Origin of the sequence: Rhodococcus olei, assembly GCF_039540555.1 — a bacterium.
In the GTDB taxonomy this organism is placed as follows: Bacteria; Actinomycetota; Actinomycetes; order Mycobacteriales; family Mycobacteriaceae; genus Rhodococcus_G; species Rhodococcus_G olei.
The window spans coordinates 1-25,924 of the sequence record NZ_BAABFB010000024.1; the positions used below are offsets into that span (position 1 = coordinate 1).

Genomic DNA, 25,924 nt, shown 5'->3' on the forward strand with positions numbered 1-25,924 from the left:
ACCGGACCCCGGAGGCGACCGCCGCCGTCCTGGACCGCGAGCTGCCGGGTGTCGCGGAGGCCATGCGCCACAAGGGAACCGAGAAGACCGTCCATGCGTCCCTGAGCCGCGGGCTGGTGGGCCTGGCCGGCCGGACCGTGGTGGTGAACCTGCCCGGGTCGCCGGGCGGGGTCCGAGACGGAATGGCGGTGCTGGAGCCGATTCTCGACCACCTGCTCGCGCAGGTGTCCGGTGGAGGGATGCACGATGCGTGACCTGCTGGCCGCGATCTCCGACCAGCCGCTGGATCCGGCCGCGGTGGACGCCGCCGTCGCCGGACCCGAACACGGCGCGGTGGTGGTGTTCACCGGAGTCGTCCGCAATCACGATGGCGGACAATCTGTTTCGGCGCTCGAGTACCAGGCCCATCCCGACGCCGAGAAGTTCCTCCGGCGCTGCTGCGAGCAGGTGTCGACGGAGTCGGGGCTGCCCGTCGCGGCGGTGCACCGCGTCGGACCGTTGACGGTGGGCGACCTCGCCCTCGTCGCCGCGGTCGCGGCCCCGCACCGCGCCGAGGCGTTCGCCGCCTGCGCGCTGCTCGTCGAACGCATCAAGGCCGAGGTCCCGATCTGGAAGCGGCAGCACTTCGACGGCGGCGTCACCGAATGGGTGGGCCTGTAGCCGGGCTCGGATCGTCCACGATCGTCGACAGCCAGGTCCTCCCAGTCAGCGGCTGTGCGGATGCCGGCCGACGGACCGCCCTTCGTTGGCTGTCGAACAGCGGGTCGGCGGCTGCCGCGTCGTTCGGCAGCGTCCCACCTCTGCGCGACAGGGCTGCTCTGCCGCCCATCGACAGACCGAGGACTGCGTTGTTGTGCGGGAGAACCGCGGGTGGCCCGAGCCATGCGACGAAAGCACCCCGCGAGACTCGCGTGTACCGTGCAGGCAATCCACGGTGTGGGCGAGCACATCTCCGCGGCGTCGGCGGGCGACCAGCGTATGGCGGTGCTGGACCGGGCGCTCAACGTGGTCTTCGAGTGCTACCTCGACCGCCGAGCGTCCACACCGTCGCCGGTGAGACTGCTGCCGTGAGGATGTTGGTGCTCCGGCGCGCAAACTTGAGGTAGTCGACGATCACTTGAGTTTGCGGTTGAGCTTCGCTGCCGGGAAGAACGCCGACGCCGTTTTCGAGATCTCGTTGGCACGCTCCAGTTCTCGGTTTTCACGTTCGAGTTCGGCGATCCGTTTCGCCTCGTCCTTCGTGGTGCCCCGAGTTGTTGACCTCCTACATTGCTGCGAGTGCCTTGCCGAGTAGCTGCGGGGTGTTCAAGTCTCCACTCGATCCGTTCGGGCGTAGAGGTTCATGTTCGGCCCCCGGAGAAAACCGACAAGTGTCAGTCCGGATTCGACCGCGAGGTCCACAGCGAGTGACGAAGGTGCCGACACGGCGGCGAGGATCGGAATGCCGGCCATGGCCGCCTTCTGGACGAGTTCGAATGACGCGCGCCCGCTGACCATCAAGATTGTGCCCAGCAGCGGTATCCGACCGCTGCACGCGGCCCAGCCGACCACCTTGTCAACGGCGTTGTGTCGACCTACATCTTCGCGAAGTACCAGAAGGCGGCCATTTCGATCGAACAACGCGGCTGCGTGGAGTCCGCCCGTGGAGTCGAACACCGTCTGTGCCTGACGTAGGCGGTCGGGAAGTGCGGCGAGGACATCTACGTGAACGGTGGTGGTATCCGCTGCTGGCGGGTGGTCTGTCTTCAGACGGACGGCTTCGAGTGACGCTTTCCCACATACTCCGCAAGAGGAGGTTGTGTAGAAGTTTCGCTCTACACCTTGTGGGGGCGGAGGAACGCCCTCTGCGAGCGTGATGTCGAGGACGTTGTAGGTGTTGAGGCCGTCCTCGTCGACTCCATCGCAATACCGTGCGGACGCAACGTCGGCGCTATCAGTGACTACGCCTTCGGTGAGAAGAAATCCGTATGCGAGTTCGACGTCGTGTCCCGGGGTGCGCATGGTGACCGCAAGCGGCGTTCCCGAGACGCGGATCTCGAGTGGTTCTTCGACGACGAGTGTGTCGGGCCGTGATGAAGTGTGCGGTCCGCGTACGCGAACGATCGGACGGCGAGCGGTGATTCGTCCCATCAGGGTCGGCGCTCGAGCCGAATCAGAATGGCCTTGCTCACGGGGGTGTTGGACTTCTCCGCGACGTGGTCGAGTGGAATCAGTGGGTTGGTTTCGGGGTAGTAGGCGGCGGCGTTGCCAGCAGGAGTCGGATAGGCGACGAGTCGGAAGTTGTCGGCTCGCCGTTCCTCGAGGGATCCGTCGCGGTTCGTCCATTCGGAGATCAGGTCGACGTGGTCGCCGTCACTGTAGCCGAGTTCGTCGAGGTCACCGGCGTTGACAAACAGTACTCGACGGCCCCCTTTGACGCCGCGATAGCGGTCGTCGAGGCCGTAGATGGTGGTGTTGTACTGGTCGTGACTTCGCATGGTTTGTAGCATGAGTCGACCCGCTGGCACGGGTAGCCATTCGAGATCGTTGACGGCGAAATTGGCTTTGCCCGTTTGTGTTTCGAACGTGCGTGAATCACGCGGGGGGTGGGGGAGCGCAAACCCTTCCTTCTGTCGAACCTTGGCATTGAAGTCCTCGAACCCGGGTACGACGCGCGAGATCGAGTCTCGAATGAGGTCGTAGTCCGCTCGGAACGACGACCACGGCACAGGATGGTCGAGACCGAACAGTGCCTCCGCGATGCCACATACGATCGCCACCTCCGATCGCATATGTGGGCTGGACGGGGGGAGACCGCCGCGGGAGCGGTGGACCATCGACATCGAATCTTCGACGGTGACGAACTGCTTGCCGGTTGCTTGGATGTCCTTGTCGGTGCGACCGAGCGAGGGCAGGATGAGTGCAGTGCGGCCGTGTACGAGGTGGCTGCGGTTGAGCTTGGTGGAGACCTGCACGGTCAGCGAGCAGTTGCGGAGGGCTGCCTCGGTGACTGCAGTGTCGGGTGTGGCGGAGACAAAGTTGCCACCCATTGCCATGAACACCGAACCCGGCTTTTCGCGCATGGCGCGGATGGAGTCAACGGCGTCGAGTCCGTGTTCTCGTGGGGAGGTGATGCCGAATTCGGAGTCGAGCGCAGCGAGGAACGCCTCGGGCATCTTTTCCCAGATGCCCATGGTGCGGTCGCCTTGAACGTTGGAATGGCCGCGGACGGGGCACACTCCCGCTCCGGGTTTGCCGATCATGCCTCGCATCAACAGCAGGTTGACCGCTTCTTCGATGGTAGCCACTCCGTGTGTCTGCTGGGTCAGTCCCATGGCCCAACAGATGATGGTGGCGTTCGAGTCGATCAGTGCTCTGGCGGTGTCGTTGAGTTGCTCGAGAGTCAGCCCCGTGGCCTCGATGACGATGTCAAGGTTGACGTTGCGGATGTGATTGAGCCAGTCGTCGAATCCGGCGGTGTAGGTGTCGATGAATGCCCGGTCGAGAACTGTTCCGGGTGCGGCGTCCTCGGCATCGACGAGAAGTCGAGCCAAACCTTGGAACAGGGCCATGTCTCCGCCGATGCGAATCTGCAGGAAGTCGTCGGCTATCACGGCTCCGTCGCCGATCACACCGTGAACCTTCTGTGGGTCTTTGAACCGCAGAAGTCCTGCCTCCGGGAGGGGATTGATGGCGATCACCCGAGCGCCGTTCGCTTTCGCCTTCTCCAGGGTGGAGAGCATGCGCGGATGGTTGGTCCCGGGGTTCTGCCCGGCGATCAGGATGAGGTCGGCGTTCTCCAGATCCGGAACCGAGACTGATCCTTTGCCGATGCCGATCGACGCGGTGAGGGCGCTGCCGGACGATTCGTGACACATGTTCGAGCAGTCGGGCATGTTGTTGGTCCCGTACGAACGGATGAGCAACTGGTAGAGGAACGCTGCCTCGTTGGAGGTACGGCCGGAGGTGTAGAAGATTGCTTCGTGAGGACTGGTCAGCGCCTCGAGCTCGTCGGCAATGATGCGGTTCGCGTCGTCCCATTCGATCGGCTCGTAATGCGTCGCACCAGGCCGGAGAACCATCGGGTGGGTGAGTCGTCCTTGCTGCCCGAGCCAGTACTCGGTACGAGTGAGGAGATCATCAATGGAGTGATTGGCGAAGAAGTCGGGACCGACGGTGCGTTTGGTGGCTTCTTCGGCGACGGCTTTGGCGCCGTTCTCGCAGAATTCGGCGTGCTTCCGGTGGCCGGGTGTTTCCGGCCAGGCGCATCCGGGGCAGTCGAAACCTTTGTGCTGGTTGAGTTTTGCGAGGGAGGCAGCCGTGCGGATGGCTCCCATTTGTGAGACGCCTCGCTGAAGCGAGACAAGCACAGCGGGTACGCCTGCGGCGTATCGCTTGTTCTTGGTGACGACGATGCTGTTCTCGTCGTATGCATAGTCGTCTCGACGGGCCATCAGAAGTGCAGCCTTCCCCAGGAGTACAGACAGTCCATGGAGCCTGCACCAGCGAGGGGGCCGCTGTCCAAGACGAGCGCCCTACCGATCGATAGGCGGATCCGATGACGTCTGATCGAGGCGTGCCGCAGTGGCCTCGAGTGCTGCAACGAGAATGGACGGAGGGTCGTCGGTTCGGGTGATGAGGCCGACGAGAGCGGCCTCCGTGGCGTCGGCGAGAGGGGTGTACAAGAGGCCTGGCGGTTCACCGAACACCTTCAGCCAGACTGTGGGGACCACCGCGGCCCAGTGGCCGGTCTTGACGTGCGCATAAAGGGAGGCCACGGAATCGGTCTCTATTTGCGGGGTGTATGAGGCGGATTCGCCAGCGAACTTTTCGTCCAGGATCCGTCTGCCTCGCATGATGGACGAGAGGGTGCACAGCGGCAGAGCTGCCGCCTCGCGCCAGGTAATCTGCTCTCGGCGGGGCAGAATCTGATCGTCGGCTGTCAGCAATGCATATCGTTCGCGATAGAGCGGGAAGGTGCGGTAATGCGAGGCAATGTCGTCGAGATAGGTGACACCGCCATCAAGCTCGTAGCGATCGAGCCTTGCCGCGATTTCAGCCGACGAAAGAGCTTCGGCGAGGCTAACCGTGATCTTCGGGTGCCGCACACACAGCGGCCCGGTGAGATCGGCGACCGCGGCGGACGCGGTGGGTATCACCCCCAGTCGGACCGTACCGGTGACGCCGGACCGCAGACTGGCCACCTCGTGCAGTAGCGACGCCTGGTTGTCGAGTATCTTTCCAGCCCAGCGAACAATCTGTTCACCCTCGAGGGTGAGACCCTCGAACCTGTTTCCGCGAACGATCAGAGGCAGGTCGAGTTCGATCTCCAGCTTGCGGATGGCCTCGGACAACGCTGGTTGAGAAACCGAGCAAGCATCCGCTGCGCGAGTGAAATGCTCTTCTCGCGAGAGGGCAACGAGATACTCGAGTTGGCGGAATTGCATCTTGCTATCTTTCTATCGATCCGTCTACGACGGCAGCTGTGACGAAGGCGGCTCGGTCCAGGCAAAGGCCGGTCCATCGGGCGACTTCGAGGTCACGTTCGGCGACACGCGGGGTCAGACGCTGATCGTTGTCGCGCATTGGTGCCGATCTGTCTGGTCCACAAATCTGAGGGGCTGGCCCCCGTGGTGATGATCATCGCCCATTCTCGATCACCGGATGTGGATCGCGCGAGGACGCCACGCCAAGGATCGAATGGTTGATGACTGATAACGCCTGATCCGTCGGTGGTCAAGGCATGTCTGCGCTCAGGGCGGAATCTATCAGACATTAACTAAGCCGCTTCGCGTCAGACGGGTAAGGGCTACGCCTCACTTACCGAAGACGACGTCGTCGCCATCGGCTGCTCGGTCAACTGCAAGTGCGCCGAAGAGTCGACGGCCGCGTCGCGGAAGGCCAGGTCCTCGCTGGCGGGGATCGAGCGCGACACCAGCGTCTACAAGGCCGACACCATTCCGATGGAGCGGTCTGTGCTCAGGCACTCCTCCGGGTGGCATCTGAAGCGGCGATATCCTGGATGGGTATCGCCCGGGTCGCACTGCATGTTCGGCCCGGTCGTCGGGGGCCGGCGACGGAGAGTGCGTGCCTGATGACCGACAGCGATCCGCTGCGAACCCGCCGTGAGGTGGCCGACACCGTCGCGGGCGAGCTGGGTGAAGTCGGGTTCGACGAGGCGGAGGAGATCGGGCGCGGCGGTTTCGGTGTGGTGTTTCGCTGCAACCAGAGCGTGCTGGAGCGGACGGTGGCGGTGAAGGTGCTCACCGCCGAGCTGGACGAGGAGAACAGGGAGCGGTTCCTGCGTGAGCAGCGGGCGATGGGTCGGTTGACCGGGCATCCGAACATCGCGGGGGTGCTGCACGTCGGGTCCACCGAGGGTGGTCGGCCGTATCTGGTGATGCCGTTTTACTCGCAGGGGTCCCTGGACGCCCGGATCCGGGTGCACGGTCCGCTCACCGCGGAGGAGGTGCTGCGGTTGGGGGTGAAGATGGCCGGGGCGCTCGCCACGGCGCATCGGGCGGGGATCGTGCATCGGGACGTCAAACCGGCGAACATCCTGCTCACCGACTTCGGGGAGCCGGTGTTGGCGGATTTCGGTATCGCGCACGTCACCGGTGGGTTCGAGACCGCGACCGGGACGGTCACCGGGTCGCCGGCGTTCACCGCCCCGGAGGTGCTCGGTGGGGATCCGCCGACGCCCGCCGCGGATGTGTACGGGCTCGGTGCCACGTTGTTCGCGGCGCTGACCGGGCATGCGGCGTTCGAGCGGCGCAGCGGTGAGCAGGTGGTGGCGCAGTTTCTGCGGATCACCAGCGCGCCGGTGCCCGATCTGCGGGAGGACGGGGTCGACGACGGCGTGGCGGCGGTGATCGAGCAGGCCATGGCCCGGACACCGGGGGATCGGCCCACGGTGGTGGCGCTCGGCGAACGGCTCCAGGGGTTGCAGGCCCGTAGCGGGTTGCCTGTCGACGAGATGGCGGTGCGCACTGAACTGGACACCGCGCAGCGGCCGCGTGACGCGGCGGTGCCGGTGCCCTTGACCACCGGCCGCTCGCCCGTCCGCCCGCCCTCGTCCGCCGGGGGACCGGTGGGCGGTGGAGGGAATCTCCCGGCCGAGCTGTCGACGTTCGTCGGCCGGCGCGCCGAGCTGGCCGAGGCGAAGCGGCTGCTGGCACAGTCCCGGCTGGTGACGTTGACCGGGATCGGTGGGGTGGGCAAGACACGGCTCGCGTTGCGGGTCGCGACGGGCGCTCGCCGAAGCTTCAGCGACGGGGTGTGGCTGGTCAAGTTGGGTGAGTTGCACGACGCGGCGCTGCTGGACGGGGTGGTCGCCGCCGTGCTGGGGCTGCGTCCGCAGTCGACGCAGCCGCTGCGGGAGGTCCTGGTCGATTTCCTGGCGCCGCGGGAGGTGCTGCTGGTCCTCGACAACTGCGAACAGCTGGTCGATACGGCGGCAAAGCTGGCCGAGACCCTGCTGTCCGCCTGCCCGAAACTGCGGATCCTCGCCACCAGCCGCGAGGCCCTGGCCATCGGCGGGGAGGCGGTGCTGCGGGTGCCGCCGCTGACCGTCCCCGACCAGGACCGCGAACCGTCGCTGCAAAGCATGCCCCGCTACGACGCGGTCACCTTGTTCGCCAAGCGCGCCGAAGCCGCACTGCCCGGCTTCGCACTCACCGACGACAACGCGGCCACCGTCGCGAGGATCTGCGCGCGGCTGGAGGGGCTGCCGTTGGCGATCGAGCTCGCGGCGGCGCGGCTGCGGGCGCTCTCGCCCGAGCAGATCCTGGCGCGGCTGACCGACCGCTACACGCTGCTCACGCGCGGCGGGCGGGGCGCGCCGACCCGTCAGCAGACCCTGCGCCTGTGTGTCGACTGGAGTCACGAGTTGTGCACGGAGGCCGAGCAGCGGCTCTGGGCGCAGTTGTCGGTGTTCGCCGGCGGTGTCGAACTCGATGCCGCCGAACAGGTGTGCCGGTGGGAAGAGGAGGCGGGTGAGCTGCTCGACGTGCTGGCCGCCCTGGTCGACAAGTCCATCCTGATCCGGGAGGAGTCGGGCACCGCGGTGCGGTTCCGGATGCTCGAAACCCTGCGCGACTACGGCCAGGAGAAGGCGCAGCAGTCCGGCGAGTTGCCGGACCTGCGACGGCGGCACCTGCACTGGTGCCGACAATTGGCGCAGGGCGCGGAGGCCGGGTGGATCGGTGCCCGGCAGCTCGACTGGATCGACCGCCTCGACCGCGAACAACCCAACCTGCGGGAGGCTCTCGAATTCGCCCTCACCGACGACACGGCCACCGACTCCGACTCCGTGTTGACCTTCGCGGGAGCCCTGCAACCGTTCTGGCTTGCACGCGGACAGCTGGGAGAGGGGCGGTACTGGCTCGGCCGCGCCCTCACAGCCCGGCCGGGGGGTGCGTCCGCGGTGCGGGCAATGGCGTCGTTCAGGGACATGGCACTGGCCGAGATCCAGGGTGACCTCGCCGCGGCGGCCTCGCTGGCCACCGAGGTCCGAGCCCTCGCCGAACAGTCCACGGACCCGGTCGTGCACGCGTACGCCGATTTCATAGAGGGGGGCCATGAGCTCTTCCGCGGTGACCACACCGCCGCGTGCGCGCGCCTGGAACGTGCCCATGACGCGTTCGCCGCGCAGGGTGATCTCTATACACAGGTATGCGTGCTCCTCACCCTCGGATGGGCGCACGAACTGCAACAGGACATCGCGGGCGCACTCGAGTGTCAAGAGAAGGCACGCGCGATCACCGAGTCCCACGGCGAATCGGTGTATCGGTCGTACGCGCTGTGGGGCTCCGCGGTCGCCGCGTGGCGCCAGGGCGATCGTGACAGTGCGCTGCGCCGGCTGCAGCAGGCGCTTGTCCTGATCCGGCGGAGGAAGGACCCGTTGCTGGCCGCACAGTGTCTCGAGGCGCTGGCCTGGATCACGGCCGAGGCGGGCAGCGCGCGGCGCGCCGCGGTGCTGCTGGGTGCGGCGCAGGCCCTCGGCCAGGTGGCAGGCACCTCCACCGTGGTGGTCCCGCATCTGCTCGTCCATCACGACGAGTGCGAGCGGACCGCGCGCCGGGCGCTCGGCCAGCGGGCGTTCGAGACGGCACACGGCGAGGGCGGTGCGCTCGATCTCGACGCCGCCATCGCCTACGCCCTCGGCGAGCAGCCCACCGCCGCACCACCCACTACGGGCCCGTCGACGGAGCTGACCAAGCGGGAGCGGCAGGTGGCCGATCTCGTCGCCGAGGGGCTGACCAACAAGGCGATCGCCGCCCGCCTGGTCATCTCCCAACGCACCGCCGACGGACACGTCGAGCACATCCTGACCAAGCTGGGCTTCACCTCCCGGGCCCAGATCGCGGCCTGGGTCACCGAACACAGACAACGCTGACTACGAAGACCGCACGAAAATTGCTGTCACACAATCGATTCACAACATCGATAGCAACTATTGCGACATTCACCCTGGCAGGGGCCGGTTTTCGGACCACCGGATCGCCAGCTGACGAATCTCCGACCGCCTCCGGCGGTTGCGCCGCCTGCCCCGGCGGGGCGCAGCGTCCCTCCTGCTCGAGGTGCCCGCGTTCGTCCGCGGGGTCCCGCGTACCCGTCGGCGTAGCGGGCGCCCGGGCGGCTACTTGCTCTTCGAGAAGTAGTCCCGCTCATAAGGACTGCCGATCGCTGCATGAGTTCTTCTTCCAGATCCACGATCCGACGACGGAGAATCGTCAGGGCAATGACATCGGGACCGCCTACCGTTCTGCGATCTTCTATCTCGACGAAGATCAGAATGTCGACGGCGGTTGAAAACCAGGCCAGAACTTGTAAGGCCCGGACACATGGCTGACAGTTCATGCGCGGGACATCCCTGACACCCTGCTGAGGGTGCGAGCGATGAGCGTGAATGAACGATGGCTGGAGATCCTGCTGACCCCACTCCGCGACGGGATACCTGTCGCCGAGACGTGCCGCCGGTACGGCGTCTCGCCGCAGTCGTTCTACGACTATCGCCGCCGGCTCGACGCCGAGGGCGTCACCGCGCTCGAGCCACGGTCCCGGCGCCCGCATACCTGCTCGGCACAGACCGCCCCGGAGATCGAGGCCCGGATCGCGGCGATGTGCACCGACAACCCGCGCCGGGGTGCACGAACCATTCACACCCGACTGATCCGTGCCGGACTGACACAGCCACCAGCGGTCTCGACGATCCATCGGATCCTGCAACGCCACGGCTCGGTGACCCCAGCGGTGCAGCGCCCTGTGCGTACCTGGCGCCGGTTCGAGCGCTATGCCCCGAACGACCTGCGGCAGATTGACGGTACGCAGGTCGAACTCGCCGATCGCTCGAAAGCGTGGATCGTGGACATCCTCGACGATCACGCCCGTTACGCGATCGGAGCCACCGCAACGCGGCGGTCACCTCCCATGCTGCGTGGCGGGCGATGGAGACCGCGATCAGCGAGAACGGCGCGCCGCGGCAGCTGATCAGCGACAACGGACTTCAGTTCACATCGCCCAAGGGACGCAAGCTGGTGTTCTTCGCTGAATGACTTGCCGCACTAGGTATTTCGCAGCTCTCGTCTCGGCCACGACATCCTCAGGCCTGCGGGAAGCTCGAGCGGTACCACCGCACCTTCACGGAGTTCTACGCCGACCGCGGCCCCGCCCACGATATCGACGAGTTGCAGCGACTGTGCGACGCGTTTCGCTGGGAGTACAACCACGAGCGACCGCATCGCAGCCTGAACCAGCAGACCCCGGCGAACGTCCATCGGGACCTCCCGAAGGTCGCACCCGGTGACGAGCCGCCGCCGGACGGGACCGCGGATCCTGCGGGTGTCCAAGGCGGGGTCGGTCAGCTACCGCAAACGCAAGATCGGTGTCGGACAGGCATATACCGGGCAACAGGTCACCGTCACCCAGTTCGGTGAGACGGTGATCGTCACTCACACCGGGACCGGGAAACCGCTCCGCGAACTCACACTCGGAGCCGTCGGCACCTACCACCGCAACGGCAACAAGCGTGGCCGGCCACGCAAGGACCGAACCGTCGATCCGGTGCGGGTGGTGTCAGCTGTGTCCTGGCAACACAGTGTCAGGGATGTCCCCGGACCTCTACATGTCCGATCATGGTTGGGTGGTGTGGATTTCGACCGCCGTTTCTGGCCTGGTTTGGACCACCGGCAACAGGATCACGGTTGGTTCCGTGTGGTCGGAGTGCGCGAGCGTGGTGTCTTGTCAGGAGGCCTTTCGCCTTCCCGGGAAAGGTGGTCTTGTTCCGACCGAAACGAAGGCCCTCGTCCTGTAAGGACTTGAAGCACGACTGCAAGGTCCTCGTCGCCGAGCTTGCGCGGCTGTGGCGCCGCGTTGTGTTTGCGCGCGTATCGTCTTCCCACCGGTAACTCCCGTTGTGTCCTTGCCCACCTGTGACCTGCCAAGTCGGCGTCGATTCGATCGATTCTGCGACAGGGGCTCGGGCGACCCGGTCGCCGACGAGCGGACTGACGACCGACCACGAGCCTCCTAGTTGGCGCGTTCTTCAGCGCGTGTCTTCATGAACGCCGATGCACGACTCGGCATGCGCCGCCCCACTATGAGCGCGCATTGCCGACATCCCGTCACCGGCAGGCGCGGTCAGGGATCCGGCACGATTCCTTCCGGGGCGAATCTGCGTCTTCAAACACTCAATCGTGCCAACCTCGCCAGGCCGTTGTTCCCCCGTCGACCGGCACCACGGCGCCCGTCATGAAGGTGGCTTCGTCGCCGCCGAGGAACGCGATGACATTGGCGAGTTCGTCCGGCTCGCCCAGCCGAGGGATCAGGTTTCCCCGATGGGCGACCTGCTGATTCTTGCCATGCGTGTCGGTCATGGGGGTCCGCACGATGCCGGGACAGACGCAGTTCACGCGCACTTGCGGAGCGAGATTCACGGCGGCTGACCGTGTCAGCTGGATCAGGGCGCCCTTGCTGGAGGTGTAAGCAGGCTCGCGGTACCCGGTCAGTCCTGCAATAGAGGCAACGTTCACGATCGCAGGCGTTCGATCGGATCCGCGCAAGTAGCGTGCAGCGTGCTTCATCGCCAGCCAGGCGGCGCGGACGTTCACGTCGTAGACCGCCTCCCAAGCCTCTTCAGGCAGATCCTCGAGGCAAGCCTGTTCGGGACTCGTAAACGCCCTGTCGAAGATGCCCGCGTTGTTCACGAGCACGTCCAGTCCGCCAGCCCACTCCACTGTCGAACGCACCATCCGTTCGATCTCGGCCGGTGCCCGCAGATCCACGGACACCTCCAAGCACTCGGCTCCAGCCGATCGAACAGCGCGTGCCGTATCACCGAGACGACAGGTGTCAACATCCGCCACAGCGACGTGTGAGGCACCCTGCGCGGCTGCCTTGACAGCGGTTGCTCGACCGATTCCTCCGGCGGCTCCGGTCACCAAGGCGCGGCGTTCGCTCAGCATGTGTGCACCTTTCGCGTTCGATGGACCAGCATCTGTGCTCTCGCGGTATCGATTTCGAGAAGTCGGTCGTTTGCTCCACGCCCTTGACAGTGTGGTGTGGGTTACATCAATCTTATCAAACGTTCTTCAAGAATCGATCAGGTTGGAGTCGATCCCAGTGACCGAAGTATCAACGCGGACCGAGCAACGCGAGACGCACGTTGCCATCGTCACCGGCGCAGGCCACGGAATCGGACGAGCCACGGCGCTCCAACTAGCCGCCGAAGGCGCCCATGTCGTCGTGAACGACATCAGCGAGGGCCCCGGAGGCGTTCCCAGCGCCGAGGTCACGGCGGGCGAGATTCGCGATGCAGGTGGCAGCGCCGTCGCGGTGACGGCGTCCGTTGCCGACGAGTCCGGAGTGGAGCGGATCCTCGACTGCGCGGTCGAAGCGTTCGGAACAGTCGATGCCGTGGTCAACAACGCTGGGATCTTCCGCCAAGTCGACTTCGAGAACGAGACCCTCGACGGATTCCTGGGTGTCATCAACGTCCATCTCGTTGGGAGCTTCCTCCTCGCGAGAGGGGCGTGGCCCCTGCTGCAGAAGTCGCAGCATCCCCGACTCGTGAACGTCGTCAGTGTCTCCGGGCTCTACGGCCAGCCCCGAATGGCCGCCTACAGCGCCGCGAAGGCAGGTCTGGTCGGCTTGACCAAAACACTCGCCCTGGACGGTGCCGAGTTCGGCATCAACGTGAACGCGGTCGCGCCCGCTGCGCAGACAGGTGACGTGCGCACCGCCGAAGGCGCGCGATTCCTGAGCCCTCTCGGAGAGCGCCGGACACCTGAGCACGCAGCCGCACTGATCGCATACCTCGCCAGCCCCGCATGCGAGGTGACGGGCCGCGGTTACGTGTCGGCTGGAGGGCGCTACGCGCGCTTCGCCCTGGGGGAGGCGCGGGGATGGACCAGCGAACACGCCGACCCGCCCCGATTTGCACATCTCACCGAGCGCTTTTCCGAGGTCGACGACCCCGCAGTCATTGCGTGTCCGTCAGACATAGAAGCGTCGATGAAGCTCGTCGCCAGCACATCCTCGGCTAACAAAGCCGAGTCCACCCGAGCCTGAAGGGAAATCAATGGAGTTCTCGTTTTCGCCCAAATGGGGCAAGTTGCGAACCGTTGCAGTGAGTCTCGTCGTCGCGAGCGCTCTTGTGACGAGTGCGTGCGGGTCAGGCGATACCGGCTCCCAGGATGACCTCAAGGTCACAGCTGCGATCCTGCCGGCGTATCAGAACCTCGCCATGAAAGTCGGTGTGGTGCAGGGCTTCTTCAAGAACCACGGCCTCGACGTCAATCTGATAGACAACACCGATCCTGCCGCTCAGCTCTCGGCAATGGGGAACCAGTTCGACATCATTCCGTCGTCCGGTTCGTACCTCTTGAACGCTGCGCAGAAGGGCCTGGACGCGACCATCGTCAACAACCAGTCGGAGAGCACGACCGAGAGCCCGGCCGCGCTGCTCGTGACGCAGAAGCCGATCAACAACTACGCCGACCTCAAGGGCGCCACCATCGGCGTTCCGCTCCTCACCAGCTACAGCGGCGCCAGCCTCACCTACCTCATGCAGAAAGCCGGTCTGACGTCGGACGACTACAAGCTTGTCGCGGTGCCCTACGCAGAGCAGCTTGATCAGTTCAAGGCTGGGAGGATCCAGGCCGCGATGTCAGCCACTCCGTTCACGGAGGGTCTCAAGAGCGCAGGGTTCGCCGTCTCGGACGCCGACATCTTCAGCGAGGCAGTCCACGCTGCCGCTGGTTCCGACACCATCCGGTTCTCGCCGAACTTCAACCTCGCGACCACGGAGTGGGTCAAGAACAACCCCAAGGAGGTCGAAGCCTGGCGCGCCGGTATCGAGGACTCGATCGAGTGGCTCAAGGCCAACCCCGCCGAGGGCAAGAAGATCCTCGTCGAGTGGACCAAGATGCCCCCGCAGATGGCTGATCTCGCCAATCCGCCCGCTTTCGAGATGGACATCGACCCGGCACAGTTCGATGCGATCTGGAACGTGATGAATGTTGCTGGACTCGCGAAGGGTAACTACCCGGGCGACAACATCAAAGTCTTTGCGGCAAATAACCGATAGCGCGGACCGCTCGTGCTCCTTCCGCACCCCCCAACACAGGGAGCTGGCTAGTGTTGTCACCCACCCATAACCCACAGCATGACGATTCAACGCTCTATAAAGTCAGCAACGCAACGGTCCGGCTGAGCGCCCACGGCGTCAGCCGAGAGATCCTCACTGATATCACCATGTCCGTGCGCGCGGGCGAGGTGGTCGGAATCGTCGGCCGGTCCGGTACGGGAAAGACCACCTTGTTGCGGGCACTCGGAGGCCTCGTACCGGTCGCGAGCGGCGAACTGAACCTGCGCGGCAAGGCGATCACCTCGCCCCCCGCCGACGTCGTGACCGTCTTCCAGGACTATGTCAATGCCCTGCTGCCGTGGCGCACGGTCGAACGCAATGTCGCGCTGCCCCTGCAGGGGAAGATCAGCAGGCGCGAACTCCGAGAGCGCGTCGCCGACGCGATTGCAGCGGTCGGCCTCACCGGAAGGGAGAAGGATTATCCCAAGAGTCTGTCCGGGGGAATGCAACAGCGGGTACAGATCGCCCGTGCACTGACAATGTCACCGAACGTGCTCCTCATGGACGAGCCATTCGGGGCTCTGGACGCGATGACCCGGGCATCGCTGCAGGACGAGGTTCTGCGCCTGCAGTCCCGAACCGGAACGACGATCGTGTTCATCACCCACGATCTCGACGAAGCCATCTACCTCAGCAACACCGTATACGTCATCGCCGGCAAGCCAGGCACCCTGGCTCTCCGCGTCGACGTCGATCTTCCGCGTGAACGGGACCAGGTGCAGACCCGCGAGATGCCGCGCTACGTCGAACTGCGACATCGGCTCGCCGAGGCGCTGGACATGGTGGGGACCCACTGAGATGCCACGCTTCGTCAATCTCCCCGGCATCGCGGCAATTGTCGCCGCGATCTGCCTCTGGCAGCTCGCCGCGTCCGTCGGGCCAGCCAGTGACTTGGAGTCGTTCCCGTCACCGGCCGAAGTGGCGAGCGGACTCGGCGAGATGGTCACCGAAGGATCTCTCTTCGGTGCGCTCCAACACACAATCGTGGTCACGGTGATTGCTTCGGCAATCGGAATCTCCGCCGGCGCACTGATCGGCGTCCTCCTTGGACTGGTACCGCCCATCAGACTCTTCGCTGGGTCAACCTTCGATGTCCTGCGGACGATACCCATGGTCGCGCTCATGCCAGTAGCTCTGCTGCTGTGGGGAGTAGGCGCCAAGACGGAGATCATCGTCGCCTCGGTCGCCACGACCTGGCCGATGCTCGTCAACGCCACAGGGGGGATCACAGGCGTGCACCCCCGGCTGCGAGAAGTCGGAAGAGTCTTCCAGTTCTCGTCCGCGAAGACAGTGCGCCGCCTCATCCTCCCCGCGGCCGCTCCCCAGTTGCTCGTCGGCGCGCGCCTGGCCGTCGTGACCGCCCTCATCGCGGCGATCGTCGCCGAGATGCTCGTCTCACCGAATGGCCTGGGATGGGCGTTGGTCAGTGAACAGAACTCACTCCAATACGCCCGCATGTGGGGCATCGTCGTCGTCTGCGGGATCGTCGGCTACCTGCTGAACCTGTTGCTGGTCACCGCAATGCATCGATTCGACGAAACCCAAAGGTCGTGATCGCGTTGAACACCTCAACATTGACAACCGAGACCGAAACGGCGGCACAAAGCCTCGACCACGTGCGCGTGAAGGCACCGGGCCCGCGCAGCCGGAAGCGGCTCGCCGGCCTCGCCGGGTTTGGTCCGATGATTCTCGGTCTGACACCACTTGTCATCGGCCTGCTGGCTTGGCAGATCTTCGGCTCCGAGGTGTCCTTCACCTTCCCACGCCCCAGCACCTGGTGGGACGCAACACAACAGATGTACGACAGCGGCGCCCTCATGCCGGCGATCCGCGAAACACTCGCCACGCTGGTGATCGGCCTAGCACTCTCGATCGTGCTGGGCGGCATCGTCGGATGGGTCGTCGGCAGGTCGCGCCAGCTCGAACGAACCTTGTCACCACTGCTGGACTTCTTCAGATCGATGCCCGCACCCGCACTGATTCCCGTCATCACCGTCTTGCTGGGCGCTAGCGTGACCACGGGCGCGGTCATCATCATCATCGGAGTAATGTGGCCGATCCTGCTGAACACGGCGTCCGCGCGGCGCAACCTTCCCGAGGTGCGACTGGAGATGTCCGGCGTTCTGGGGCTGTCCCGTTCGGCGAAAATGTGGCGCGTCATCTTCCCCTCCTTGATTCCGGCCATGATGACCGGCATCCGTATCGCCGCCTCGACCGGCTTCGTTGTCGTGCTCGTTGTTGACATCCTCGGCGCAGGCGACGGGATCGGTCGTCTGCTCCTCGTCAGTCAACAGACATTCGACGCTCCAGCAGTCTGGGCCCTCCTCACGATTGTCGGTCTTCTCGGCCTGCTCGTGAACGGACTCGCGGCCACCGCGGACGGCTGGGTCAGGAGGTCGATGTGAGCGGCCTCGCAGATGAAAGGCAAGCAATGAAACCGATTCTCACCGATGTCACGCTCGCTCACGAGCCGCTGTGGGCTCGAGCTGCGCACGATCCCAATGGTGACGCCGTGGAGTTCCAGGCCGAGACGCTCACCTGGGGCCAACTCAAGGCGAATGTCACTAGGGCGGCAGCCATGCTCAAGTCCCTGGGGATCAGCCCTGGGGGTCGAGTGGGACTGCTGTCACGGAACAGCCCAGTCTTCGTCGAACTCGCCCTCGCCGCGGCCGCCCTCGGGGCCTCGGTGACTCCGATGAACTGGCGATTGACCGCTGAGGAAACGACCTACATCGCCACCGACAGCGAACTCGAAATACTCTTTGTCGAAACGGAGTTCACGCACAACGCCCCGGTCGCCGATCGCGTCCCCACATTGAGGACCGTCCTGCCGGCCGATTACGCCGACTACCGCTACATCGTCGACGCCCACCCAGCCGACCCGATCGACTCGAAGACGGTGACGGAGGACTCGACCGCACTGATCATGTACTCCTCCGGCACGACCGGACGGCCGAAAGGGGTGCTGATCCCTCATCGAAGCCTGATCTGGCGCGCCAAACGCGCCGAGCCCGAGGTGCTGGCCAGCGACCGTCCCCTGGGCGGCGCTGTCGTTCCGATGCCCATGTTCCACATCGCCGGACTCGCAGCGACCCTCTACAGCCTCGCGCTGGGCAGGCGCGTGAACATCCTCCAGGAAGCGAGGGCCGATCTCATCTTCGATGCGATCGAACGAGGCTACGACCAGACCTTCCTCGCCCCGACCCTGCTCCAGACGGTCCTCGACGATGGGGGGCCGGAGAAGGAGACGATCGGAAAGCTGCGCGAACTTCGCTACGGTGCCTCGCCGATGCCACTGAACCTGCTCGAGCGCGCTCTTCGCGAGTGGCCCGAAGTCGAGTTCTCCCAAGCCTACGGACTGACGGAAACAGCAGGCGGTGTGGTCGAACTGACCAACGAGCTCCATCGGAATCGGGCCGACGACACCGTGCTCCGGTCGGCGGGCGAGCCGCTTCCCGGTGTCGAGATCAGAATCGTCGACCCGGTGACGTCCCAGGAGTGTCAACCGGGGTCCACGGGTGAAGTCTGGGTGAGATGTCCCTATATGGCCACTGGCTACCACCGCAACCCGGAAGCGACCGCCGAGACCTTCACGGCCGACGGATGGCTGCGAACCGGCGACATCGGTGAACTGAGCACCGACGGGTACCTGTTCATTCGCGACCGGCTCAAGGACATGATCATCAGCGGCGGAGAGAACATCTACACCTCAGAGGTCGAGCTGGTGATCGGCCAGTTCTCCGGCGTCGCCGCCGTCGCCGTCGTCGGCGTGCCGGACGACAAGTGGGGCGAGCGCCCCCTGGCGTATCTCGAAGTCGACGACCCTGACCACTTTGACACCGACCAGTTGCGCGAATTCTGTCGAGCCCGCCTGGCGGCGTTCAAAGTCCCCGACCGGTTCACCGTCATCTCCGTTCTCCCGCGCACCGCCACCGGCAAGATCCTCAAGCGCGAACTCGGAAAGGGGGCGGCCTGATGCGCGCAGTCACCGTCACCCGGCTGGACGGACCCTCGGCGCTGGAGGTCACCGACACGGTGCCACGGCCGACGATCAACGCGGACGACGAAGTGCTCGTACGTGTGCACGCGGCGGGTGTCACGTTCCCGGAAGTCCTCATCTCCCGCGGTGAATACCAGAGCCGACCCGAGTTGCCGTTCACGCTGGGAGCGGAGTTCGCCGGCGAGGTCGTCGAGGTGGGACGAGCCTCCAGGCTCGCTGTCGGTGACCGCGTCGCCGGCATCGGGCCCACCGGTGCCTTCGCCGAGTACGTCGTCGGAGTCGACGAACGCACGCTACCGATGCCGAACTCCGTCGACTTCGTGCACGCCGCGGCCATGCCGATGAATCTGCTCACGGCGGACTTCGCGCTGCACGAGCGGGGCCGCCTTCAATCCGGGGAAACCGTGCTCGTGCACGGCGCTGCGGGTGGACTCGGTTACGCGTCCATGCAGATCGCTCTGGCCATGGGCGCACGGGTCATAGCAGTCGTTTCGTCGGCAGCGAAGGCAGAGACCGTCCGGGCGGCTGGAGCACACGAAGTACTATTTGCCTCCGATTTCCTGGAAGGCGTCATAGAGCTGACCGGTGGCCGCGGAGTCGATGTCGTGGTCGACCCGGTGGGCGGTGATCGGTTCACCGATTCGCTTCGTGCACTGGCCAAGTACGGTCGCGTCCTGGTCCTTGGATTCGCGGGACGAAGCATCCCCACCGTGAAGGTCAACCGGCTCCTGCTCAACAACATCAGTGTGGTGGGCGTCGGGTGGGGGGCGGCAACCCGAGGCGACAAACGGATGGTCATCAACCAGTGGAATCGGTTGTTTCCGTCGATCGAGGCAGGGCTTCTCACCCCGCGCATCGACCGCACGCTCGCACTGGATCGCGTGCAGGAAGCCCTCGAACTCATCGATTCCCGCGCGGTGCAGGGGAAAGTCGTACTCACCGTCGATCCACAACTCGTAGCGTCGCCGGCATGAGTGCACAGGAAACTGCCGCAGGATGCGTGCCAACCACCCCGGCGTTTTCGTATCCCCACACTGATGACGTAACCCCGCAGATTCGACCAGCAGTGCGCGGCCACCGTCGTAGCCCTCAGGCCTTGCCCTGACTGCGCTGCAGTCCGGAGCGACCGCCAAGACCATGGTCACGGGCTCCGAATCCTTGGCGTTGCCGACAGTGTTCGGTACCGGTTCACAAGGGCCTACACCTACAATCAACTTAACGAACGATCGAAAAGTAGAGTGGACAATGACGCATTCAACGGCAAAACCTTCCGGTCCTTTGGCTGGCGTGCGGGTGCTCGACCTCGGCGGCCTCGGTCCGGGTCCCTTCGCGGGTATGGTCTTCGCCGACCTCGGCGCCGATCTCATCCGGATCCAGCGCCCGCACGAGGTCGACACCCTCCCCAACCCGGTCCTGGATCGCGGCAAGCGATCGATCATCGTCGACATGAAAAGCGAACGGGGGGTCGACCTCATCCGACGATTGGCGCGAACGGCCGACATCGTCATCGAAGGGTTCCGGCCGGGCGTGGCCGAGCGGCTGGGCGTCGGCCCTGCCGAACTGCAGTCAGAACATCCGGAACTGGTGTACGGACGCATCACCGGCTACGGCCAGTCCGGTCCCTATTCTCACCGCGCCGGGCACGACCTGAACTACATCGCGACGTCCGGGATCCTCGACAGCCTTGGCCGGGCGGGAGGCCCGCCGCTCATTCCGGCCAACCTGGTGGGTGACTTCGGCGGTGGGGGGATGCTCCTGCTCGTCGGGGTGCTCGCGGCGTTGACCGAGGCGCGGGCAACCGGTGTCGGTCGGGTGGTGGACGCGGCGATGGTCGAGGGGTCGTCCCTTCTCTGGGCGATGATGTACGGCTTCGAGGCGCGGGGAACGTGGGGTCCGGGCCGCGGGACAAACACGCTGGACTCGGGTGCACCGTATTACGACGTCTATCGCACGAGTGACGGTCACAACATGGCTGTCGCAGCGTTGGAGCCCCAGTTCTACGCGGCCCTGGTTTCGACACTCGGGCTGGCGGTGCGCCTGTCGGACGGAGCGCTGTCCGACAAAGAGAACCGGGCGCACTGGCCGGAGATCCGCGAGGTCCTCACGGGGGAGTTCGCGAAACGCACCCGTGCGGAACTGGTGGAGCTCTTCAGCGCCGTCGATGCCTGTGTCACGCCTGTCCTGAGCCGAGCCGAAGCCGCCGTCAACGAACAGAACGTCAGCCGCTCGACTCACCTGGTCGACGAGGAGGGGGTGGTCCATCCCTCTCCTGCACCGCGATTCGGCTCGGTGGACGCGGGCTCAGGCCGCGTGGGGTATTCACGCCCGACGCTGCCGGGACGGGCCGTGCCGGCCGGAACCGACACCAGGGAGGTCCTTACCGGAATCGGCCTTTCCCACGAGGAGGTCGAGGAACTCGATCGCGCCGGCGTCGTGGTGCAACGCCCTGCATACGCGCCGACTGTTTGAGGAGTAGTGAACCGAACATGAAGCTGAAGGACCCGGAGAGCTCGAAAGTGGACTGGAACGAAATCCGGTACGAGGTGACTTCGGGCGTATGCACCATCACGATCGACAGTCCGGAACGCCGCAACTCGTACACCCCCACCATGGCGACCGAATTGGTGTCGGCGGCCAGAACCGCCGATCACGATGACGAGGTCCGTGTCGTTGTGTTGACCGGATCGGGATCGTACTTCTGTCCGGGCGCCTACCTGGGCGGGGGACCGAGCACTTTCACGTTCGAGGACGGCTCCGACGGCAAGCCACCGGAGTGGCGTGAAACCAGCGGCACCATCGACGGCTACCGGCGCGACGGCGGTGGCCGCGTGGCTCTGGCATTCGCGAGCATGCGCAAACCGATCATCACGGCCTTCAACGGGACTGCTGTGGGGGTCGGGGTCACGATGACCCTTCCGACCGACATACGCATCGCGTCCACGGCGGCCAGGTTCGGTTTCGTCTTCGCCAAACGCGGGCTTGTGCCCGAGGCGTCCTCGACATGGTTCCTGCCACGTGTGGTCGGTATGTCGGCGGCGCTGGAGTGGCTGTACACCGGTCGGGTGTTCGGAGCCGACGAGGCCCTCGAAGCAGGACTCGTGTCCCGCGTTGTTGCACCTGAGGATCTCGACAGCACGGTTCGCGAGCTGGCGCTCGAGATAGCGTCCGGATCCTCTGCCGTCTCGGTCGGGGTCAGCCGACAGATGCTGTGGGGAATGTTGACTGCCAAGTCGCCGTGGGAGGCTCACCGGCTCGAGTCGAGACTCCTCCAGGACTTGGGCAAGGGCCACGACGTTCGGGAAGGCGTCTCCGCCTTCCTCGAGAAGCGGTCGCCTCGCTTCCCTCTGACCGTTCCCCAGGACTACCCCGACTACGTCCCGCCGTTCCCGGACAAGGACAAGATCGAATGACTGCTTCCGACAAGAACGCCGCGGCGGGTCCGGCGGGCCTGGACATTTCGCGGCTCAACGGATGGCTCGCTCCAAAACTCGGGGTCGAGCCCTCTGCGCTCTCCTACAACCTGCTGACGTCGGGTCGCTCAAACCTCACCTACCTGATCGACTACAACGGACAACACCGGTGGGTGCTTCGTCGACCACCCCTCGGTCATCCGGGGCACAACTCTCATGATGTGCTCCGGGAGAGCCGGATCTACAACGCGCTGACTGACACGAATGTCGCCGTGCCGGCCATCGTGGCGCAGTCGGACGAATCCGGTCCACTGGGCGCTCCGATGTTCGTGATGGAGTACGTCGACGGATTCACCCTCGACGGTCCGGCGGACTTCGACGAGGTCCCTCGCGCCGACCGCAAGGGAATCGCGATCTCGATGATGCACACGCTCGCCGACATCCACGCCCTGGACCCGGATGCGGTTTCCCTTGGTGATCTGAAGAGACCGGAATCCCTCGTCGATCGTCAGCTTCGCCGGTGGCTCGCGAACATCGATCGCCTGGCCCAGCAGCGGACGCTGCCCAGCACAGACGCCGAGCTGCTCCGCAAGATCCAGGCGGAGCTGAGCGCGCGTCGGCCGGCGCATGCATCGGCCGAGTCGCTGTGCCATGGGGACTTCAAGCCCAACAACTTGATCTTCCGGGATTCGACCGTAGCCGCTGTCCTCGACTGGGAGTTGGCGGCCGTCGGTGACACGGGTCTGGATGTCGGCTGGCTCAGTGTCATCTGGAGCCACGAGCTGACGCGCAAGTGGGCTCCACGGCCGGACAGTGGCTACCCGACCGCAGACGAGCTCGTGCAGGCATACCAGTCACGCCGCGTGCCCGTCGACGATCTCGAGTTCTACCAGGCCCTCGCCCTGTGGAAGTTGGCCTGCATCAGGGCGGACGTCAACGCCAGGCTCCGCGCCGGTGCGATGGCCGACCTCGACGTACAGGTCGCACCTGACGATGACGTCATCGCCCGGCTGGCGCACGCCGCCGGTGACCTGCTCACCGCGTGATCAAGAAGGGATGCGTAATGTCCTGGGATTTCTCGACAGAGCCCGAACTCGAGGCAAAGTTGTCGTGGATGCGGGAATTCGTCCGCAACGAGATCCTTCCGCTCGAAGTTGCCGATCTGACGGTGGACGCCTACGACCGGGTAACCGCCGAACTCAAGCAGGAGGTCAAGGACCGCGGGCTCTGGGCCGCACATCTGCCGACGGAACTCGGCGGTGGGGGAGCGGGGCAGCTTCAACTCGCACTCATGCACGAGATCCTCGGCATGTGTCTGCACGCGCCCCCGATCTTCGGCAACAGTGCACCCGACTCCGGCAACGCCGAACTGTTGTCCCAGGGCGGCACCGACGAGCAGAAGCGACGGTGGATGGACCCGCTGCTAGCGGGTGAGCTGCGCAGTTGCTTCTCGATGACAGAGCCGGGCACCGCCAGCTCGGACCCGACGCTGCTGACCACCACGGCGGTCCGGCGCGGTGACGAATACGTCATCAACGGACACAAGTGGTTCTCGTCCAACGCCTCGTGCGCCGACTTCTTCATCGTGATGGCCGTGACCGACCCCGAGGCACCTCCGCATCGGCGCGCATCGATGATCATCGTCCCGAAGGGGACCCCCGGTCTGGAGGTGGTGCGCGACATCCCCAACATGGGAGGGCCGATGGGGTCTCCGAGCGGCGTGGTCGTCCCCCACTACAGCGGTCCGGGTGAGGTCATCTACCGGGACGTGACCGTGCCGGCGGATCACATCATCGGCAGCGAGGGCGATGGGTTCCTCCTCGCACAGAAGCGGCTGGGCCCCGGCCGGATTCAGCACGCCATGCGTTGGCTCGGTCAGGCACGGCGCGCCTTCGACATGATGAACGAGCGGGCCGTCAGCAGGGTCGCACAAGGCTCCGCTCTGGCCGACAAGCAACTGGTCCAGCAGATGGTCGCCGAATCCGCAGCCGAACTCGAAGCCGCGCGACTGCTGACACTCCAGACCGCCTGGAAGATGGACCGCTACGGTGTCAAGGGGGCATTGGTTGACATCTCCCTGATCAAGTTCTGGGGTGCACGCGTGCTCTACAACACCATCGATCGGGCCTTGCAGGTCCACGGTTCGCTCGGATTCAGCGCGGACATGCCGTTGGAACGGATGTACCGCGACGCCCGAGCGGCACGGATAGCCGATGGGCCCGACGAGATCCACAAGGTGACTGCCGCACGGCGGATCCTCAAGTCCTACGCGCCGGTCGATGTTCCGACCGAGCACATTCCGACCCGCTCTGACGCAGCGCGGAAGAAATTCGCGCACCTACTCGACTCGGTGGCACTCAACCGCTGAGCGCCACACACGACTGAATCAACGGAGAAACATATGGTGGAACAACGGGATTCGAGAATTGTGGCAGTAGTCACCGGCGGAGCGAACGGCATCGGCGCCGCCGTCGCCCAGCGTCTTGCCCAAGACGGTGCATCGGTGGCGATCCTCGACCTTGATGCGGAGGCCGCCAAGGAGACCGCCTCCGTGATCGCGAAGCGAACCGGGGCCACGCTATACGGAGTCGGTGCGGACGTCAGCGAGTCGTCTGCGGTGGACCGTGCAATCGACCAGGTCGCCGAAGAGATCGGACCGCCAACGATCCTGGTCAACAACGCCGGAATCACCAGGGACAACTTGCTGTTCAAGATGACCGTCGAGGATTGGGACAGCGTGATGTCGGTGCATCTGCGAGGCACCTTCCTTGTCACCCGCGCCGTGCAGAGGCACATGGTCGAGGCCCGCTGGGGCAGGATCATCACCATGTCGAGCGTCGCTGCACTCGGCAACCGGGGGCAGGCGAACTATTCGGCAGCCAAGGCCGGGCTCCAGGCGTTCACCAAAACGACCGCCATTGAGCTCGGAGGCTACGGAGTGACGGCCAACGCGATCGCTCCAGGATTCATTGCGACGGAGATGACCGCCAAGACCGCCGAACGGATGGGGATCTCGTTCGACGAGTTCAAGCGGTCCGCAGCAAAGGCCATCCCTGTCGGACGCGTCGGTCAGCCCGAGGACGTCGCGGCCCTGGCCAGCTTCCTCGCGTCCGAGGAGTCCGGATTCGTCAGCGGGCAGGTCATCTACCTTGCAGGCGGTCCCCGTGCCTGATCCCCAGCCTCGCGTCTTCACCGGTATCGCCGACCTCGAAGCCGCGGTCGGGCACCTGCTCGGTCGCAGCGAATGGTGCACCGTCACCCAGGAGCGCATCACGGCGTTCGCCGATGCGACGGGTGACCACCAGTGGATCCACGTCGACCCCGACCGGGCAGCCTCCGGGCCGTTCGGGGGGACCATCGCCCACGGATACCTGACGCTGTCTCTACTTCCCGTGCTGTTGCGGGACATCTACCGGATCGAGGGCGTCCGGATGGCGGTGAACTACGGCTGCAACCGGCTCAGGTTCCCTGCCGCAGTTCCGGTCGGATCGCGCCTTCGCGCGGGGGCGACATTGGCGCGCGTGGAGCGGACCGAGCACGGCGCTCGCATGACAGTTGACGTCGTCGTCGAACGTGAGGGCGGCGACAAGCCGGTCTGTATTGCAGAGTCCGTCACCGTGTTGTTCATGTGACACAACCCTCTGCACGGGCAAACTGCGCCCGGCATCCTTCCGGAACGCAAGGGGAGGATGCCGGGCGCACGATTGTTGAGATTCTTGCGGAGCAGGCTCATCGCCGCGCTGGTCGAGCATGCTCCCGGTAGCCACGGGAATGGTCCGGCCGGCCCGCCCGCTTGGCCGGGTCCCGTTCTGCGATCTCCGGGGTCACTACTCGGCGCCGAGGAGCCCCAATCTGGACGCCGGGAACGATCGGCCGACGCGTCGCCCG

23 protein-coding genes and 1 pseudogene are annotated in these 25,924 nt (G+C 65.2%); 20 read left to right on the forward strand and 4 right to left on the reverse strand.

Annotation, left to right across the window (positions count from 1 at the left end):
* The 3 genes from ABD951_RS05605 to ABD951_RS05615 all read left to right on the forward strand — a co-directional run.
* Positions 1 to 254: MogA/MoaB family molybdenum cofactor biosynthesis protein (locus ABD951_RS05605; protein WP_345342773.1), on the forward strand; the 254-nt coding region annotated here is incomplete at its 5' end.
* Positions 247 to 660 carry a molybdenum cofactor biosynthesis protein MoaE gene (locus ABD951_RS05610; protein WP_345342774.1) on the forward strand — a complete coding sequence of 138 codons (414 nt, stop codon included), beginning with the start codon at positions 247 to 249 and terminating at the stop codon, positions 658 to 660. The genes ABD951_RS05605 and ABD951_RS05610, both read left to right, overlap by 8 nt.
* A 258-nt stretch (positions 661 to 918) precedes the next feature.
* Positions 919 to 1,071, forward strand: a complete 153-nt coding sequence (locus ABD951_RS05615; protein ID WP_345342775.1) for a hypothetical protein — start codon at positions 919 to 921, stop codon at positions 1,069 to 1,071.
* A gap of 234 nt (positions 1,072 to 1,305) precedes the next feature.
* Here ABD951_RS05615 and fdhD read toward each other — a convergent pair whose 3' ends face one another.
* The 3 genes from fdhD to ABD951_RS05630 form a co-directional block, all read right to left on the reverse strand.
* Positions 1,306 to 2,130, reverse strand: a complete 825-nt coding sequence (fdhD, locus tag ABD951_RS05620; RefSeq protein ID WP_345342776.1) for a formate dehydrogenase accessory sulfurtransferase FdhD — start codon at positions 2,128 to 2,130, stop codon at positions 1,306 to 1,308.
* Positions 2,130 to 4,433 carry an FdhF/YdeP family oxidoreductase gene (locus tag ABD951_RS05625; RefSeq protein WP_345342777.1) on the reverse strand — a complete coding sequence of 768 codons (2,304 nt, stop codon included), beginning with the start codon at positions 4,431 to 4,433 and terminating at the stop codon, positions 2,130 to 2,132. Before ABD951_RS05625 ends, fdhD begins: the two co-directional genes overlap by 1 nt.
* 81 nt (positions 4,434 to 4,514) lie before the next feature.
* Positions 4,515 to 5,426 carry a LysR family transcriptional regulator gene (locus tag ABD951_RS05630; protein WP_345342778.1) on the reverse strand — a complete coding sequence of 304 codons (912 nt, stop codon included), beginning with the start codon at positions 5,424 to 5,426 and terminating at the stop codon, positions 4,515 to 4,517.
* A gap of 647 nt (positions 5,427 to 6,073) precedes the next feature.
* On the opposite strand from ABD951_RS05630, the gene ABD951_RS05635 reads away from it, so the two are divergent.
* From ABD951_RS05635 to ABD951_RS28650, 4 genes and pseudogenes are all read left to right on the forward strand, one after another.
* Entirely contained in the window at positions 6,074 to 9,376 is a 3,303-nt protein-coding gene (locus ABD951_RS05635) for a protein kinase domain-containing protein (protein ID WP_345342779.1), read from the forward strand.
* Between the two features lie 266 nt (positions 9,377 to 9,642).
* Positions 9,643 to 9,774: pseudogene (locus tag ABD951_RS05640) on the forward strand (peptide-methionine (S)-S-oxide reductase); the annotation flags it as partial.
* Positions 9,775 to 9,879: 105 nt separating this feature from the next.
* Positions 9,880 to 10,470 carry a helix-turn-helix domain-containing protein gene (locus ABD951_RS05645; RefSeq protein ID WP_345342781.1) on the forward strand — a complete coding sequence of 197 codons (591 nt, stop codon included), beginning with the start codon at positions 9,880 to 9,882 and terminating at the stop codon, positions 10,468 to 10,470.
* Positions 10,471 to 10,550: 80 nt separating this feature from the next.
* Positions 10,551 to 10,916, forward strand: coding sequence for an integrase core domain-containing protein (locus ABD951_RS28650; protein ID WP_425569789.1), 366 nt, complete (start codon positions 10,551 to 10,553; stop codon positions 10,914 to 10,916).
* Between the two features lie 753 nt (positions 10,917 to 11,669).
* On the opposite strand, the gene ABD951_RS05650 is transcribed toward ABD951_RS28650, so the two are convergent.
* A complete protein-coding gene (locus ABD951_RS05650; RefSeq protein WP_345342782.1) occupies positions 11,670 to 12,443 on the reverse strand; it encodes an SDR family NAD(P)-dependent oxidoreductase in 774 nt (257 codons plus the stop codon).
* A gap of 157 nt (positions 12,444 to 12,600) precedes the next feature.
* On the opposite strand from ABD951_RS05650, the gene ABD951_RS05655 reads away from it, so the two are divergent.
* The 13 genes from ABD951_RS05655 to ABD951_RS05715 all read left to right on the forward strand — a co-directional run bounded on the left by ABD951_RS05655 (position 12,601) and on the right by ABD951_RS05715 (position 25,668).
* Positions 12,601 to 13,548: an SDR family NAD(P)-dependent oxidoreductase gene (locus ABD951_RS05655; protein ID WP_345342783.1), complete on the forward strand. Its 948-nt coding sequence runs from the start codon at positions 12,601 to 12,603 to the stop codon at positions 13,546 to 13,548.
* Between the two features lie 10 nt (positions 13,549 to 13,558).
* A complete protein-coding gene (locus tag ABD951_RS05660; protein ID WP_345342784.1) occupies positions 13,559 to 14,566 on the forward strand; it encodes an ABC transporter substrate-binding protein in 1,008 nt (335 codons plus the stop codon).
* Between the two features lie 50 nt (positions 14,567 to 14,616).
* On the forward strand, positions 14,617 to 15,423 hold the full coding sequence (locus ABD951_RS05665; RefSeq protein ID WP_345342785.1) for an ABC transporter ATP-binding protein: 807 nt from the start codon (positions 14,617 to 14,619) through the stop codon (positions 15,421 to 15,423).
* Between the two features lies 1 nt (position 15,424).
* Positions 15,425 to 16,180 carry an ABC transporter permease gene (locus ABD951_RS05670; RefSeq protein WP_345342786.1) on the forward strand — a complete coding sequence of 252 codons (756 nt, stop codon included), beginning with the start codon at positions 15,425 to 15,427 and terminating at the stop codon, positions 16,178 to 16,180.
* Positions 16,177 to 17,031 (forward strand): ABC transporter permease, encoded by an 855-nt coding sequence (locus ABD951_RS05675; protein WP_345342787.1) that lies wholly within the window; start codon positions 16,177 to 16,179, stop codon positions 17,029 to 17,031. Before ABD951_RS05670 ends, ABD951_RS05675 begins: the two co-directional genes overlap by 4 nt.
* On the forward strand, positions 17,028 to 18,602 hold the full coding sequence (locus tag ABD951_RS05680; protein WP_345342788.1) for an AMP-binding protein: 1,575 nt from the start codon (positions 17,028 to 17,030) through the stop codon (positions 18,600 to 18,602). The genes ABD951_RS05675 and ABD951_RS05680 overlap by 4 nt, the downstream gene beginning before the upstream one ends.
* Positions 18,602 to 19,600, forward strand: a complete 999-nt coding sequence (locus ABD951_RS05685; RefSeq protein ID WP_345342789.1) for an NADPH:quinone oxidoreductase family protein — start codon at positions 18,602 to 18,604, stop codon at positions 19,598 to 19,600. The genes ABD951_RS05680 and ABD951_RS05685 overlap by 1 nt, the downstream gene beginning before the upstream one ends.
* 271 nt (positions 19,601 to 19,871) lie before the next feature.
* Positions 19,872 to 21,095: a CaiB/BaiF CoA transferase family protein gene (locus ABD951_RS05690; RefSeq protein WP_345342790.1), complete on the forward strand. Its 1,224-nt coding sequence runs from the start codon at positions 19,872 to 19,874 to the stop codon at positions 21,093 to 21,095.
* A gap of 17 nt (positions 21,096 to 21,112) precedes the next feature.
* Positions 21,113 to 22,036 (forward strand): enoyl-CoA hydratase-related protein, encoded by a 924-nt coding sequence (locus ABD951_RS05695; protein WP_345342791.1) that lies wholly within the window; start codon positions 21,113 to 21,115, stop codon positions 22,034 to 22,036.
* A complete protein-coding gene (locus tag ABD951_RS05700; RefSeq protein ID WP_345342792.1) occupies positions 22,033 to 23,082 on the forward strand; it encodes a phosphotransferase family protein in 1,050 nt (349 codons plus the stop codon). The genes ABD951_RS05695 and ABD951_RS05700 overlap by 4 nt, the downstream gene beginning before the upstream one ends.
* Before the next feature lie 17 nt (positions 23,083 to 23,099).
* Positions 23,100 to 24,404 (forward strand): acyl-CoA dehydrogenase family protein, encoded by a 1,305-nt coding sequence (locus ABD951_RS05705; RefSeq protein ID WP_345342794.1) that lies wholly within the window; start codon positions 23,100 to 23,102, stop codon positions 24,402 to 24,404.
* A gap of 33 nt (positions 24,405 to 24,437) precedes the next feature.
* Positions 24,438 to 25,208 (forward strand): 3-oxoacyl-ACP reductase FabG, encoded by a 771-nt coding sequence (gene fabG / locus ABD951_RS05710; RefSeq protein WP_345342795.1) that lies wholly within the window; start codon positions 24,438 to 24,440, stop codon positions 25,206 to 25,208.
* The gene (locus tag ABD951_RS05715; protein WP_345342796.1) at positions 25,201 to 25,668 is read left to right on the forward strand and encodes a MaoC family dehydratase; all 468 of its coding nucleotides are present in this window, start codon (positions 25,201 to 25,203) and stop codon (positions 25,666 to 25,668) included. The genes fabG and ABD951_RS05715 overlap by 8 nt, the downstream gene beginning before the upstream one ends.
* Positions 25,669 to 25,924 lie beyond the last annotated feature (256 nt).

Bases quoted from the DNA above. Each gene is read 5' to 3' on its own strand.
- ABD951_RS05610 (WP_345342774.1), top strand. From the start codon at position 247: ATGCGTGACCTGCTGGCCGCGATCTCCGACCAGCCGCTGGATCCGGCC.
- fdhD (WP_345342776.1), bottom strand. From the start codon at position 2,130: ATGGGACGAATCACCGCTCGCCGTCCGATCGTTCGCGTACGCGGACCG.
- ABD951_RS05625 (WP_345342777.1), bottom strand. From the start codon at position 4,433: ATGGCCCGTCGAGACGACTATGCATACGACGAGAACAGCATCGTCGTC.
- ABD951_RS05630 (WP_345342778.1), bottom strand. From the start codon at position 5,426: ATGCAATTCCGCCAACTCGAGTATCTCGTTGCCCTCTCGCGAGAAGAG.
- ABD951_RS05635 (WP_345342779.1), top strand. From the start codon at position 6,074: ATGACCGACAGCGATCCGCTGCGAACCCGCCGTGAGGTGGCCGACACC.
- ABD951_RS05645 (WP_345342781.1), top strand. From the start codon at position 9,880: ATGAGCGTGAATGAACGATGGCTGGAGATCCTGCTGACCCCACTCCGC.
- ABD951_RS05650 (WP_345342782.1), bottom strand. From the start codon at position 12,443: ATGCTGAGCGAACGCCGCGCCTTGGTGACCGGAGCCGCCGGAGGAATC.
- ABD951_RS05660 (WP_345342784.1), top strand. From the start codon at position 13,559: ATGGAGTTCTCGTTTTCGCCCAAATGGGGCAAGTTGCGAACCGTTGCA.
- ABD951_RS05670 (WP_345342786.1), top strand. From the start codon at position 15,425: ATGCCACGCTTCGTCAATCTCCCCGGCATCGCGGCAATTGTCGCCGCG.
- ABD951_RS05685 (WP_345342789.1), top strand. From the start codon at position 18,602: ATGCGCGCAGTCACCGTCACCCGGCTGGACGGACCCTCGGCGCTGGAG.
- ABD951_RS05690 (WP_345342790.1), top strand. From the start codon at position 19,872: ATGACGCATTCAACGGCAAAACCTTCCGGTCCTTTGGCTGGCGTGCGG.
- ABD951_RS05695 (WP_345342791.1), top strand. From the start codon at position 21,113: ATGAAGCTGAAGGACCCGGAGAGCTCGAAAGTGGACTGGAACGAAATC.
- ABD951_RS05700 (WP_345342792.1), top strand. From the start codon at position 22,033: ATGACTGCTTCCGACAAGAACGCCGCGGCGGGTCCGGCGGGCCTGGAC.
- ABD951_RS05705 (WP_345342794.1), top strand. From the start codon at position 23,100: ATGTCCTGGGATTTCTCGACAGAGCCCGAACTCGAGGCAAAGTTGTCG.
- fabG (WP_345342795.1), top strand. From the start codon at position 24,438: ATGGTGGAACAACGGGATTCGAGAATTGTGGCAGTAGTCACCGGCGGA.